The organism is Pseudonocardia sp. 73-21, from assembly GCF_001899645.1.
GTDB lineage: Bacteria > Actinomycetota > Actinomycetes > Mycobacteriales > Pseudonocardiaceae > Pseudonocardia.
Map to the genome: position 1 here is coordinate 26,186 of NZ_MKVV01000048.1, position 13,076 is coordinate 39,261.

Sequence of the window (13,076 nt, forward strand, 5' to 3'; positions counted from 1 at the left end):
AGGCGCTCCTAGCCGCGCTGCTGGCCCCGGAGGATCCGGAAGACCCGGATCACACCCCGCCGGGTGCCGAAGGACTGCCCGAACAGCACCCCGGCCAGCACCGCGAGGCTCGCCACCCCGGCCACCGGGGCGTCGACCCAGAGGCCGACGAGCCGTGTGCGGAAGATCGAGAACGCGATGTAGCACACGACGATCACCACGCCGACCACGTCGATGCAACCCACGACGCGCTCGGACGTCAGGCGCCCGTCAGCTCGGCACGGAGGGTGGACGCGTTGCCCACCACCAGCATCAGCAGCGTGCCCATGGCCTTCTCGTCGAGGCCGGCGGCGGGGAACGCGTAGCGCAGCGTCACGTCCCAGCCCTTCTCCCCGCGGATCACCCGGGGCGTGCCGAACAGCCCCTCCCCCGCACCCATCGCGACGCGGGTGGGCACGTCGGTCTCCAGCGGCAGGTCCCAGGCCACCACGCACGTCAGGTTGAGGACGGGCAGGCCCTCCTCCAGCTCGATGCCCTGCACGACGCACAGCACGCCGCCGTGGGCGAACGTGAGCGAGCCGTCGTCGTCGGCGGTGACGTCGTGGAAGTTCTCCAGGGCCGCCTGCGCCACCTCGATGGGGCTGATCATGACGCCGTCTCCGGAGTGTCGAGGGCGCCACCGAAGCGCCGGTCCCGTCGTGCGTAGATCTCGATCGCCTCCCAGATGTGCCTGCGGTCGAAGTCGGGGAACAGCGTGTCGAGGAAGACCATCTCCGCGTATGCCGACTGCCACAGCAGGAAGTTCGACGTGCGCTGCTCGCCGGAGCTGCGCACGAACAGGTCGACATCGGGCATGTCCGGCTCGTCGAGGTACTTGGCGATCATCCGCTCGTCGATCTTGTCGGGCTTCACCTTGCCCTCGGCGACGAGCCGCCCGATCTGCTTGACCGCGTCCGCGATCTCCGCACGCCCCCCGTAGTTGACGCACATGGTGAGCGTGAGGACGTCGTTGTGCAGCGTCTTCTGCTCGGCGACCTCCAGCTCCCTGATCACGCTGCGCCACAGCCGCGGCCGCCGGCCGGCCCAGCGCACGCGGACGCCCATCTCGTGCATCTCGTCGACCCGGCGGCGGATGACGTCGCGGTTGAAGCCCATGAGGAAGCGCACCTCGTCGGGGCTGCGCTTCCAGTTCTCGGTGGAGAACGCGTAGGCCGAGAGCCAGCGCACACCGACGTCGATGCAGCCGCGCGCCACGTCCATGAGCGACGCCTCGCCGCGCCGATGGCCTTCGATGCGCGGCAGACCGCGGGCGTTGGCCCAGCGGCCGTTGCCGTCCATGACGAGAGCGACGTGGTTGGGCACGAGCTCGCGCGGGATCGCCGGGGGTCGGGCGCCCGACGGGTGGGGGGCGGGGGGCTGGAACTGCGGCACGCCCCGAACCCTACGGCGGCAGGAGCCGGACGAAGCCGCGGACCGCCTCCGCCACGTCCTCACGGGTCCACTCCAGCCCCTCGGCGCCGACCGTCACCTCCGTCTTGGCCACACCGGGCGGCCCGGCCGGGCCGGGGCTCCACCAGCCGCGGAACAGCGACACCCCGGTCTTCTCGGCCTGGACGACGCCGGCGTCGCGCAGCACGTCCGCGTCGTAGGGCAGCCAGACCGCGAACTGGTGGGTGTGCGCCACCTCCGGCACCACCCGGAACCACGGGACGGCCGACGCCAGCTCGGCCCGCACCACCTCGACGACCATGCGCGCCTGCTCCACGTAGGACGGCAGCCGGGGCAGCTCGCGCTCCAGGCCCACGAGCGCGGAGAGCACCTGAGGGAACTGCTGGTAGAGCCGACCGCCGTAGCGGTGCCGCCAGGCGCGGGCCTCGTCCACGAACTCCCGGGGTCCGGCGAGCACCGCCCCGGAGAGGCCGCCGAGCGACTTGTAGAGCGAGACGTAGACGCTGTCGGCGAGCGCGGCGATCTGCGGCAGGTCGTGCCCGAGGTGGGTGGTGCACTCCCACAGCCGGGCCCCGTCGATGTGGACCTTCGCCTGCCGCTCGCGGGCGGCCTCGACGGTGGCGACCAGCTCGTCCCAGGTCGGCAGGACGAATCCGGCCTCCCTCAGGGGCAGCTCCAGCATGAGCGTGCCGAACGGCTCCTCGACGGCGCGCACCTCCTCCGGCGTCGGCAGCCGCGCCGCGCCGGTGGTGTGGACGGTGCGCAACCCGGCGACGGTGGTGAGCGACTCCCGTTCGTGCAGCTCGGAGTGGGCAAGAGGATGGAGTGCGACCAGCGGGTTGCCCGTGCGGCCCGCCCAGCACCGCAGCGCCACCTGCTGCGCCATCGTCCCGGTCGGGAAGAACACCGCGGCCGGGAGGCCGAGCAGCGCGGCCACCCGGCGCTCGAGCTCGCCGACGACGCCGTCGCCGTAGGTGTCGACCGAGGCGGTCAGGTCGATACCGTCCGGGCCCCGCACGGTTTCCGCGGCGGCGGCCAGGGCGGCCAGCCCGCCGGCGAGCGTCGGATCCGCGGCCGAGAGCACCTTCGTCGCGGCGCGGTAGGCGGCCGTCCGGCGGGCGCGGTCGTCGCTCATCGCGTGATCGTCACACGCTGGGCAACCGCGTTCCGCGCCGCTCCACCAGCGGCAACGACCGCAGCTGGCGCTCCATGTGCCACTGCAGGTGGGCGGCGACGAGGCCGCTGGTGTCGCGGCGGGTGGCGGCGCCCATCGCGTCGGCCACCTCCCAGTCGCCGTGCAGCAGGGCGTCGAGGAGCTGGTAGGTCTCCCGCGACGGCATGATCGACCCCGGCGGGCGGCAGCGGGGGCACACCGCTCCCCCGGCCGCGATGTTGAACGCCGGGTGCGGGCCGGGCTCGGCGCAGCGGGCGCAGTCGTTGATGGCGGGGGCCCAGCCGGCGTGGGTCATGGCCCGCAGGAAGAACGCGTCGAGCACCAGTGAGGCGTCGCGCTCGCGGCCGGCCAGTGCCCGGATGGCCCCCACCACCAGCAGGTACACCCGCAGCGCGGGCTCCCCCTCCTCGGAGACGAGCCGGTCGGCCGTCTCCAGGATCGCGCAGCCCGCCGTGTAGCGGGAGTAGTCGTTGACCAGGCCCGCACCGAACGCGTCGACGGTCTCGGCCTGCGTGACGATGTCGAGCGAGCGGCCGGTGACCGCCCCGCCCCTCGTGTAGCACTGCACGTCGACGTGGTTGAACGGCTCCAGCCGGGCGCCCCACCGCGACGTGGTGCGCCGCACGCCCTTGGCCACAGCGCGGATCTTGCCGTGGCGGCGGGTGAGGATGGTGGCGATCCGGTCGGCCTCGCCGAGCTTCTGCACGCGCAGCACCACGCCGGTGTCGCGATACAGGGCCATGGGTCCATGCTAGGCGCCCGCACCCCTACGATCGGGCCCCACACATCCCAAGGGGGAACGAATGTCGCAGAACCCGTCCGACGACGAACCGACCACCGCCTACCGGCCGGGCGGCGCGGCCCCGGACAAGAGCTCGGACCCGCCGGTCTCCCTGGGCAAGTCGGGCGACGCGCCGCCCGCGTACGACACGCGGTCCTACGAGCAGAACTCCCAGCCGCAGAACTCGCAGTACGGCCAGCAGCCGGGTTACGACCAGCAGCAGGCCTACGGTCAGGCGCCGTACGGCCAGCAGCCCGGCTACGGGCAGCAGCCCCCGTACGGCCAGCAGCCGGGCTACGGGCAGCAGCCGGGCTACGACCAGCAGGCCGCCTACGGCCAGCCGTACCCCCAGCCCGCTTACGGCCAGCAGCCCGCCTACGGCGGCTACCCGCAGGGCGGCGCCTACGCCCCCGCGCCGGCCACCAACACCATGGCGATCCTCGCGCTGATCTTCGGCATCATCCTGGCGCCGCTGGGCGTCGTGTTCGGGTTCATCGCGCGAGGCCAGATCAAGCGCACCGGTGAGAGCGGTGACGGCCTCGCGCTGGCCGGCATCATCATCGGCGGCATCTTCACGCTGCTGATCATCGCCTACTTCGTGTTCATCATCGTGTTCATCTCGGCCGTCGCGAGCCAGATCCCGGACTTCCCGAGCTCCGGCTCGTTCCCGACGGGCTGAGATGGCTTCTCCTGCGCCGGAGCCGAGCGACGCCGAACTGGCCCGCACGCTGATCGCGGCCGCGCCCACCGCGGCGCTGTCCACGATCGGCGAGGGCGGATTCCCGTTCGGCTCGCTCGTCACCCACGCCGTCGACGCGGCGGGGCGGCCGTTGCTGCTGCTCAGCGAGCTGGCCGAGCACACCCGCAACCTCGTCGCCGACCCCAGGGCGTCGCTGATGGCGGTGCAGGACGGCGACGGTGACCCGCTGGCGCTGGGCCGCGTCACCGTCGTCGGCGAGGTGTCCGTGCTGAGCGGCGACGAGCGCACCGCCACGCTCGCCGTCTACCGCGACACCCACCCGGGAGCGTTCTACGCCGACCCGACCACCATCGAGGACCACGGGTTCCGGATCTACCGCCTCGAGGTCTCCTCGGTGCGCTACGTCGGCGGCTTCGGCCGGATGAGCTGGGTGGACGCGGCCGGCTACACGTCCGCGGAGCCCGACCCCCTGCGGCCGCACGCCGCCCGCATCGCCCGGCACATGAACGACGACCACGCCGACTCGCTGGTGCTGTTCGCCCGCGTGTTCGCCGGGCGCACCGACACCGTGGAGGCCCGGATGGTCGGCTGCGACCGCTACGGCTTCGCGATGCTCACCCGCGACGCCGGCGGCGAGGAGAAGGACCTGCGCCTGCCGTTCCGGTCGGACGTGACCACGCCCGACGCGGCCCGCGCGGCCATGGTCGAGCTGGTCCGCGAGGCGCGCACCTAGCCGTTCTGCAGGCGATTTTGCGTCCTTGCCGCGCGAACGCGCGAAATCGCCCGCAAACCCGGCTCAGAAGCCCAGCTTGCGCAGCTGACGGGGGTCGCGCTGCCAGTCCTTGGCGATCTTGACACGCAGGTCCAGGAACACCTTCGTGCCCAGCAGCGCCTCGATCTGGCGCCGCGAGTCGGTGCCCACCTGCCGCAGCCGCTCCCCGCCGCGTCCGATGACGATGCCCTTCTGGCTGGAGCGCTCCACGTAGATGTCGGCCATGATCTGCAACATCGGCTCGGCCTTCTCGTGGCGCCCCTCCCGCGGCCCCATCTCCTCGACCACCACGGCGATGGAGTGCGGCAGCTCGTCACGCACGCCCTCCAGCGCGGCCTCGCGGATCAGCTCGGCCACGAGGATCTGCTCGGGCTCGTCGGTGAGATCGCCCTCGGGGTAGAGCGGCATGCCCTCGGGCAGCTTGGCGACGAGCAGGTCGGCGATGAGGTCGACCTGGTAGCCGTCCTTGGCCGAGACGGGCACGACGTCCGCGAACTCCATGAGCGCCGACAGCTCGGTGAGCCGGGCCAGGATCTGCTCGGGCTGGGCGAGGTCGGTCTTCGTGACGATGCCGATCACGGGCGTGCGCCCCGCCACCGACTTCAGCTCGTTGACGATGAACTCGTCGCCCCGGCCCACGGGCACGTCGGCGGGCACGCAGAACCCGATCACGTCGACCTCCGCCCACGTCTCCCGGACCACGTCGTTGAGCCGGCTGCCCAGCAGCGTGCGCGGCTTGTGCAGGCCCGGGGTGTCGATCACGATCAACTGCGCGTCCGGGCGGTGCACGATGCCCCGGATGGCGTGGCGGGTGGTCTGCGGGCGGCTGGACGTGATGGCGATCTTCGCGCCGATCAGGGCGTTGGTGAGCGTCGACTTGCCGGCGTTGGGACGTCCGACGAAGCACGCGAACCCGGAACGGTAGTCGTCGGGGACATCGGCGAAGCCCATCAGGCCGCCACCCCTCGTGCACGGAAATCAGGGTCAGGGCACGGATTTCCGCGCACGGGCGCCGCAGGCGCGCTCACGCGGCGCTCAAGGGGGCGATCCGGTCGCCGGTGAGCCGTTCAAGGATCTCGCGGCCGATCGGCAGGGCGGCGGTGGCGGCGGGCGACGGAGCGTTGAGGACGTGCAGCACCGACCCCTTGCCCTGCCCCTGCTCGACGAACAGGAAGTCGTCCACGAGCGTGCCGTCGGCCTTCACCGCCTGGGCGCGCACCCCGGCGCCGGCGGGCGAGAGATCCTCGGCCCGGACGTCGGGCAGCATCCGCTGGATCTGCTTGACCATGGCCTTCTTCGACAGCGACCGGTGCATCTCGCCGAAGCCGTAGCGCCAGTGCTCCTTCGCGATGCGCAGCATGCCCGGGTAGGCGATGGTCGCGAGGAACTCCCTGGGGTTCACCGTGCCCCACGAGTAGCCCTCCCGGGCCAGCGCCAGCACCGCGTTGGGGCCGGCGTGCACGTGACCGTCGATGCCGCGGGTGGCGTGCACCCCGAGGAACGGGAACGCGGGGTCGGGCACCGGGTAGATCAGGCCCTTGACCAGCGCCGCGGCCCGGTCGGCGAAGCCCGAGTACTCCCCGCGGAACGGGATGATGCGGATACCGGGATCGACGCCCGCGGCCTTGGCCAACTCGTCGCAGCGCAGCCCGCCGCACACCACCACCTGGGTGCCCAGCAGGTCACCGCCGTCGGTGCGGACGACGACGTCGCCGCGGCGGGGGGCGATCCCGGTGACGGTGCGGCCCAGGTGGACCTCGCCGCCCTCCTTCGCGATCAGCTCGCCGAGCTTCTCGGCGACGAGCCGGTAGTCGCAGATCCCGGTGGACGGCACGTGCAGCGCCGCGATCCCCCGCACGTGCGGCTCGTAGACGCGCATGCCCTGCTGATCGAGCTCGGTGACCTCGACGCCGTTGGCGGCCCCGCGGCGCACCAGCTCCGCCATGCGCGGCAGCTCCTCCGGCTCCGTCGCGACCACGAGCTTGCCGCAGACGTCGTGGGGCAGGTCGTGCTCGCGGCAGAACGCGACGGTCTCCGCGCAGCCCGCCACGGCCAGGCGTGCCTTGAGACCACCGGGCGCGTAGTACAGCCCGGAGTGGATCACGTTGGAGTTGTTGCCGGTCTGGTGGTGGCCGAGCGTCGGCTCCCGCTCGACGACGGCCACGGAACGGCCGGTGCGGGCGACGGCGTGGGCGGTGGCGAGGCCGACGATGCCGCCGCCCACCACGACCACGTCGAAGGTGGGGGTGGGGATCATGGCTTCTCCAACGTCTCGAGGACAGTGCCTGCGGGATCGGCGCGCAGGACGTGGGCACCGGGCGCCAGGTCGCGGACGGCGGCCAACGACGGCTCGTCCACGCTCTCCGACGCGGTGACGACCGCCGCCGCCTCCAGCCCGGGCGCGCCGCTGGACACGGCCGCGGCGACGGCGGCCTGCAGGGCCGTGAGCTGCAACGACGGCAGGGCGACGGTGGCGGCGGCGTAGGTGCGGCCGTCGGTGTCGCGGACCGCGGCGCCCTCGGCGGCTCCGGTGCGCGCACGCGACGAGCGCGCCAGCGTCACGATCTTCTGGTCTTCGGGGTCAGCCGCGGACATCGCTCTCCTCCATGCGTTCGACGTCGGTCTCCTCGACTGTCACGTTCTCATCCGGGATCGGATCGACCAGCACCGACGTGATGCGGATCCGTCCCCGTGCGTCCTTGCCGCCCTCGGCCAGCAGCCGCAGGCCGGCGACCTCGGTGGTGGCCCCCGGCAGCGGGACCTTGCCGAGCTGCTGGGCCAGCAGCCCGCCCACCGTGTCGACGTCGGCCGTCGCGATCACCTCGGTGAGCGGGCTGGCCTCGCCGTCGACGCCGGGGAACAGCTCCGCGAGGTCCTCCACCGGCAACCGCGCCGACACCCTGATCCTACGGCCGTCGAGCTCCTGCACGTCGGGTACCTCGTCGGAGTCGTACTCGTCGGTGATCTCACCGACGATCTCCTCCAGGATGTCCTCGATCGTGACGACGCCCGCGGTGCCGCCGTACTCGTCCACGACGATGGCCATGTGGTTGCGGGCGGCCTGCATCTCCTTGAGCAGCTCGTCGACGCGCTTGCTGTCGGGCACGAACGCGGCGGGCCGCATCACGGTGTGCAGGGCGGCGGGCGGCCCGTCGACGACCTCGGCCTGGGCCCGCACGATGTCCTTGAGGTAGGCGACGCCGATGATGTCGTCGATGCTCTCGCCCAGCACCGGGATGCGGGAGTAGCCGCTCTTCAGGGCGAGGCGCAGCACCTTGTCGATGGGGGTGTCGCGCTCGATCCAGACGACGTCGGGCCGGGGCACCATCACCTCGCGCACGAGCGTGTCGCCCAGCTCGAACACCGAGTGGATCATCTGCCGCTCGTCCTCGTCGACGACGCCGCTGGTGCTGGCCATGTCCACCAGCTCGCGCAGCTCCACCTCGGACGAGAACGGGCCCTGCCGGAAGCCCTGGCCGGGGGTGATCGCGTTGCCGACCAGGATCAGCAGCTTCGTCAACGGCCCGAGCAGCGTGGCCAGCGCGCGGATCGGCGCCGCGACGAGCATTCCGACGCGGTAGGGGTGCTGGCGGCCCAGGGTGCGCGGCCCGACGCCGATGAGCACGTAGGACACGACGAGCATGATCGCCCCGGCGGTGAGCGCGCCCGCCCAGACGGTGCGCATCGTCGTCACGAGCGCCACGGTGAGCAGCACGGTGGCCGCGGTCTCCGAGGCGAGGCGCAGCAGCAGGAGCAGGTTGACGTGCCGCGGCCGGTCGGCCACCACGGCGGCGAGGGCCCGCGAGCCCGCCCGGCCCGTGCGCACCAGGGCCTCCACCCGGGCGCGCGACACGGAGTTGAGTGCGGCGTCGGCCGCCGCGAACAGCCCGGCGAGGGGGACGAGCAGGACGGCGATGACGATCAGCGGCCCGACGGAGATCATGGGGTGCCGTTCATGACCGGAGCCTCAACTGTCCTCGAGGCCGACCGCGCCCAGCACGGCGGAGTCGCTGCGCCGCTGCGCCTCCGCGGCGGCGGCCTGCTCGCGCCCGGTCCGCCAGTCGGTGAGCAGCGTGGTCTGCAGCCCGAACATCTCACGCTCCTCCTCGGGCTCGGCGTGGTCGTAGCCCAGCAGGTGCAGCACGCCGTGGACGGTGAGCAGGTGCAGCTCGTCGTCGAGGCCGTGGCCCGCGGTCTTCGCCTGCCCGGCCGCGAACTCCGGGCAGAGCACGATGTCGCCGAGCAGCGCCGGGCCCATGTCGGGGGCGTCGGGGCGGCGCGACTCGTCGGCCAGCTCGTCCATCGGGAACGACATGACGTCGGTGGGGCCCGGCTCGTCCATCCAGCGCTCGTGCAGCTCGCTCATCGCGTCGGTGGTGACGGCGAGGATCGACAGCTCGGCGGCGGGGCTGACGCGCAGCGCGTCGAGGGCGAAGCGGGCGACCGAGGAGATCAGCCCGGCGTCGATGCTCACGCCCGACTCGTTGTACACCTCGATCGACATGCCTTAAGACTAGTGCCATGGCAGATGTGACCAACTGGGCCGGCAACGTCACCTTCGCTGCGCAGCGCTTCCACCGTCCCGCCACGGTCGAGCAGCTGCAGGAGCTGGTGGCCGCGAGTGACCACCTGCGTGTGCTCGGCACGGGTCACTCGTTCAACCGCATCGCCGACACCACGGGCGACCTGGTGTCGGTCGCCGGGCTCCCGCCGGTGCTCGAGATCGGCGCAGACAGTGTCCGGGTGTCGGCCGGCACCCGCTACGGCGAGCTGATGGACCCCCTGCACGCGGCCGGGCTGGCGCTGCACAACACGGGGTCGCTGCCCCACATCTCGGTGGCGGGCGCGTGCTCGACGGGCACCCACGGATCCGGGGACGGGCTCGGGATCCTCGCGACGGCCGTCTCGGCGATCGAGCTGGTCGGGGCGGACGGGACGCTCCGCACCGTGCGGCGCGGCGAGCCCGGGTTCCCCGGATCGGTCGTGGCGCTGGGCGCGCTGGGCGTGGTCACGGCGCTGACCCTCGACGTCCAGCCGACGTTCGACATCCGGCAGACCGTGTACGAGGGACTGCCCCTGGACGCGGCCGGCGACGCCCTCGCCGCGGCCTACAGCGTCAGTCTGTTCACCTACTGGGAGGGCGCGGGGTTCGAGCAGGTGTGGGTGAAGCAGCGCGCCGACTCGGATCCTGTACCCGAGAAGTGGCTCGGCACCACCCCCGCCGACGGCCCGCGCCACATGGTCCGCGGCGTCGATCCCGCACACGCCACGCGGCAGGGTGGCGTCGCGGTGCCGTGGTTCGGGGGGCTGCCGCACTTCCGGCTGGCGTTCACGCCGAGCAACGGCGACGAGCTGCAGTCGGAGTACCTCGTGCCGCGGGGGACCGTCGTCGAGGCGCTGCACGCCCTGGACGACATCCGCGACCGGATCTCGTCGGTGCTGCTGGTGTCGGAGGTCCGCTCCATCGCCGCCGACGACCTGTGGCTGTCGGCCGCGCAGGGCCGCGACAGCGCCGCGCTGCACTTCACGTGGATCGCCGACGCGGCGCGCGTCGCACCCGTCGTCGCCGAGGTGGAGCGGGTGCTGGAGCCGTTCGCGGCCCGTCCGCACTGGGGGAAGGTGTTCTCCACCGATCCCGGACGGGTCCGCGAGCTGTGGCCGCACCTGCCCGAGGCGGCGGCGTACCTGCGGCAGAACGACCCGACCGGCACGTTCCGCAACGAGCTGCTGGACCGCTACCTGTGACGGCCGTCGGGGAGCTGGTGCGGTCCTGGCGGCAGCGCCGGCGGCTGAGCCAGCTCGATCTGGCCGTCGCCGCCGACGTCTCGTCGCGGCACCTGAGCTTCATCGAGACGGGCCGGTCGAAGCCCAGCAGCCAGATGCTGATCCACCTCTCGGAGCACCTCGACATCCCGCTGCGCGAACGGAACGCGTTGCTGCTCGCCGGCGGGTTCGCCCCGGCCTACCCCGAGCACGGTCTCGACGCGCCGCCGATGGCCGCGGTGAACGAGGCGATCGAGCGGGTGCTGGCCGCGCACCAGCCCTATCCGGCGGTGGTGGTCGACCGGCACTGGGAGATGGTGGCGGCGAACCCGGCCATCGGCGTGCTCATCGAGGGCTGCGCCACCCACCTGCTGGAGCCGCCCGTCAACGTGCTGCGGCTGAGCCTGCACCCCGACGGGATGGCGCCCCGGATCGCGAACCTCGGGGCCTGGCGTGCGCACCTGCTGGCGCGCCTGCGCCGTGACGTCGACTCGACCGGCGACGCCGTGCTGGCCGAGCTGCTGACCGAACTGGGGTCCTACCTCGGCGGGGCCGCTCCGGAACCGCCGCCGACCCTGGTGGTGCCGTTGATCTACCGGCGCGGCGACACGGAACTGGCCTTCTTCAGCACCACCACGGTCTTCGGCACCCCGCTCGACGTCACCGTGTCCGAGCTGGCGATCGAGGCCTTCTACCCCGAGGACGAGACGACGGCCGCTGCCCTGCGAGCCTTACCCGTGAGGTAATCGCGGGGATTACCTCGGGCGGCCAGGCTCCTCCCATGACCACATACGAGGACCTGGCCACCCGCTACATCGCCACCTGGAACGAGACCGACCCCGCCGCCCGCAAGGCGGCGGTGGCCGACCTGTTCACCCCCGACGCCCGTTACGTCGATCCGCTCGCCGACGCCGGCGGGCACGACGCCCTCGACGCCACCATCGCGGCGGTGCAGGACCGGTTCCCGGGCTTCCGGTTCCGGCTGGCCGGCCCGGTGGACGGCCACCACGACCAGGCCCGCTTCACCTGGGAACTGGGCCCGGAGGGCGCGGGCGCGGCCCCGATCGCCGGCTTCGACGTGGCCGTGACGGACGAGGAGGGCCGGATCCGGTCCGTGTACGGCTTCCTGGACCGGGTCCCCACGAGCTGACGGCCACCGTCCGGGTAATGATCACCGGCCGCCGCGCACCAGCGCCCCCCGGAGGGCGTTGCGGTGCGGCGGGCGGCGATCACCGCACACACGGGTCCGCGATCAGCACCGACCGAACCGCACACGATCCGGTCTAGCGGCGGCGCGCGCGGCGGTCCTGCGGGGGGCCGTTGCGGGGGGCGGCCGAGCGCAGGTTGGGCCGCTCGTTGTCGGCGTCCCAGCGGGAGTAGGCGTCGACGATGTCGGCCACCAGCCGGTGGCGCACGACGTCCTGGCTCGACAGCGCCGAGAAGTGCACGTCGTCGACCCCGTCGAGGATCTCGCGCACCACGTGCAACCCCGACCGGGTGCCGCCGCCGGGCAGGTCGACCTGCGTGACGTCACCGGTGACCACGATCTTCGAGCCGAAGCCCAGGCGCGTCAGGAACATCTTCATCTGCTCGGGCGTGGTGTTCTGCGCCTCGTCGAGGATGATGAACGCGTCGTTCAACGTGCGGCCGCGCATGTAGGCCAGTGGCGCCACCTCGATGGTGCCCGCGGCCATCAGCTTCGGGATGGACTCGGGGTCGATCATGTCGTGCAACGCGTCGTAGAGCGGGCGCAGGTACGGGTCGATCTTCTCGAACAGGGTGCCGGGCAGATACCCCAGCCGCTCCCCCGCCTCGACGGCCGGGCGGGTGAGGATGATGCGGTTGACCAGCTTGTTCTGCAGCGCTTGCACGGCCTTGGCCATGGCGAGGTAGGTCTTGCCGGTGCCCGCCGGGCCGATGCCGAAGACGATGGTGTGGTGGTCGATCGCGTCGACGTAGCGCTTCTGGTTGAGCGTCTTGGGCCGGATGGTCTTGCCGCGCCGCGACAGGATGTCCAGCGACAGCACCTCGGCGGGGGACTCGCCCAGGCGCTCGGCACCGGCGCCCAGCATCTCGACGGTGCGCCGCACGGCGTCGGCGGTGACCTGCTGGCCGCGCTCGGCCAGGGCGATCAGCTCGGCGAACACGCGCTCGGCGAAGGCGACGTCGGCGGGGGTGCCGGAGAGGGTGAGCTCGTTGCCGCGGACGTGGACGTCGGCGGTGAGCATGTCCTCGGCCGCGCGGAGACTCTCGTCGCGCGAGCCCAGCAGCGCCAGCAACGCGGCATCGGGAACGGCCATACGGGACTGCACCCTGCTCGATGCGGGGCCGGGCTCGGTACCGGTCAAGGGTTCAGCCGCCTGCTTTCTACCTCTGGTAGTGGGACGTCCACATGTTACCGCGGCACACCGACAGTGCGCCGACCTTTACTTCTGCGCTCCGACACCGGGTGAATCCC

General features: G+C 72.4%; 16 protein-coding genes. 5 read left to right on the forward strand and 11 right to left on the reverse strand.

Features of this window, described 5'->3' with window-relative positions; all coding sequences use genetic code 11:
- Window positions 1-8 precede the first annotated feature (8 nt).
- Genes BGP03_RS15610 through recO form a run of 5 tightly spaced genes read right to left on the reverse strand, consistent with a single transcriptional unit; the run spans window position 9 to window position 3,344 of the window.
- Complete coding sequence (locus tag BGP03_RS15610; protein ID WP_296377154.1) at window positions 9-224, reverse strand: hypothetical protein; 216 nt, start codon at window positions 222-224, stop codon at window positions 9-11.
- 14 nt (window positions 225-238) lie between these two features.
- Window positions 239-628 carry a hypothetical protein gene (locus BGP03_RS15615; protein WP_296377155.1) on the reverse strand — a complete coding sequence of 130 codons (390 nt, stop codon included), beginning with the start codon at window positions 626-628 and terminating at the stop codon, window positions 239-241.
- The gene (locus BGP03_RS15620; RefSeq protein ID WP_296377156.1) at window positions 625-1,410 is read right to left on the reverse strand and encodes an isoprenyl transferase; all 786 of its coding nucleotides are present in this window, start codon (window positions 1,408-1,410) and stop codon (window positions 625-627) included. The genes BGP03_RS15615 and BGP03_RS15620 overlap by 4 nt, the downstream gene beginning before the upstream one ends.
- A 10-nt stretch (window positions 1,411-1,420) precedes the next feature.
- Window positions 1,421-2,563 (reverse strand): beta-eliminating lyase-related protein, encoded by a 1,143-nt coding sequence (locus BGP03_RS15625; RefSeq protein ID WP_298797575.1) that lies wholly within the window; start codon window positions 2,561-2,563, stop codon window positions 1,421-1,423.
- 10 nt (window positions 2,564-2,573) lie between these two features.
- Window positions 2,574-3,344, reverse strand: coding sequence for a DNA repair protein RecO (gene recO / locus BGP03_RS15630; protein ID WP_296377158.1), 771 nt, complete (start codon window positions 3,342-3,344; stop codon window positions 2,574-2,576).
- A 61-nt stretch (window positions 3,345-3,405) separates the two neighbouring features.
- On the opposite strand from recO, the gene BGP03_RS15635 reads away from it, so the two are divergent.
- Window positions 3,406-4,062, forward strand: a complete 657-nt coding sequence (locus tag BGP03_RS15635) for a DUF4190 domain-containing protein (protein ID WP_296377159.1) — start codon at window positions 3,406-3,408, stop codon at window positions 4,060-4,062.
- A 1-nt stretch (window position 4,063) separates the two neighbouring features.
- Entirely contained in the window at window positions 4,064-4,816 is a 753-nt protein-coding gene (locus BGP03_RS15640; protein WP_298797574.1) for a DUF2470 domain-containing protein, read from the forward strand.
- Between the two features lie 63 nt (window positions 4,817-4,879).
- Here the strand turns inward: BGP03_RS15640 and era are convergent, their stop codons facing one another.
- From era to ybeY, 5 genes are all read right to left on the reverse strand, one after another.
- Window positions 4,880-5,806 carry a GTPase Era gene (gene era / locus BGP03_RS15645; RefSeq protein WP_296370784.1) on the reverse strand — a complete coding sequence of 309 codons (927 nt, stop codon included), beginning with the start codon at window positions 5,804-5,806 and terminating at the stop codon, window positions 4,880-4,882.
- Window positions 5,807-5,879: 73 nt separating this feature from the next.
- Window positions 5,880-7,112: an L-2-hydroxyglutarate oxidase gene (gene lhgO, locus BGP03_RS15650; protein WP_296370785.1), complete on the reverse strand. Its 1,233-nt coding sequence runs from the start codon at window positions 7,110-7,112 to the stop codon at window positions 5,880-5,882.
- Window positions 7,109-7,450, reverse strand: a complete 342-nt coding sequence (locus BGP03_RS15655) for a cytidine deaminase (protein WP_296370786.1) — start codon at window positions 7,448-7,450, stop codon at window positions 7,109-7,111. The genes lhgO and BGP03_RS15655 overlap by 4 nt, the downstream gene beginning before the upstream one ends.
- Window positions 7,437-8,798 carry a hemolysin family protein gene (locus BGP03_RS15660; RefSeq protein ID WP_298797573.1) on the reverse strand — a complete coding sequence of 454 codons (1,362 nt, stop codon included), beginning with the start codon at window positions 8,796-8,798 and terminating at the stop codon, window positions 7,437-7,439. Before BGP03_RS15660 ends, BGP03_RS15655 begins: the two co-directional genes overlap by 14 nt.
- A gap of 24 nt (window positions 8,799-8,822) precedes the next feature.
- Window positions 8,823-9,359: an rRNA maturation RNase YbeY gene (gene ybeY, locus BGP03_RS15665; RefSeq protein WP_296370788.1), complete on the reverse strand. Its 537-nt coding sequence runs from the start codon at window positions 9,357-9,359 to the stop codon at window positions 8,823-8,825.
- Between the two features lie 17 nt (window positions 9,360-9,376).
- On the opposite strand from ybeY, the gene BGP03_RS15670 reads away from it, so the two are divergent.
- From BGP03_RS15670 to BGP03_RS15680, 3 genes are read left to right on the forward strand one after another with little or no spacing between them, the layout of a single operon-like run.
- Window positions 9,377-10,600 (forward strand): D-arabinono-1,4-lactone oxidase, encoded by a 1,224-nt coding sequence (locus BGP03_RS15670; protein ID WP_296370789.1) that lies wholly within the window; start codon window positions 9,377-9,379, stop codon window positions 10,598-10,600.
- Window positions 10,597-11,364 carry a helix-turn-helix transcriptional regulator gene (locus BGP03_RS15675; RefSeq protein WP_298797572.1) on the forward strand — a complete coding sequence of 256 codons (768 nt, stop codon included), beginning with the start codon at window positions 10,597-10,599 and terminating at the stop codon, window positions 11,362-11,364. The genes BGP03_RS15670 and BGP03_RS15675 overlap by 4 nt, the downstream gene beginning before the upstream one ends.
- A gap of 35 nt (window positions 11,365-11,399) precedes the next feature.
- Window positions 11,400-11,768: a nuclear transport factor 2 family protein gene (locus BGP03_RS15680; RefSeq protein ID WP_296370791.1), complete on the forward strand. Its 369-nt coding sequence runs from the start codon at window positions 11,400-11,402 to the stop codon at window positions 11,766-11,768.
- A gap of 133 nt (window positions 11,769-11,901) precedes the next feature.
- Here BGP03_RS15680 and BGP03_RS15685 read toward each other — a convergent pair whose 3' ends face one another.
- The gene (locus BGP03_RS15685) at window positions 11,902-12,918 is read right to left on the reverse strand and encodes a PhoH family protein (protein ID WP_296370792.1); all 1,017 of its coding nucleotides are present in this window, start codon (window positions 12,916-12,918) and stop codon (window positions 11,902-11,904) included.
- Between the last annotated feature and the right edge of the window lie 158 nt (window positions 12,919-13,076).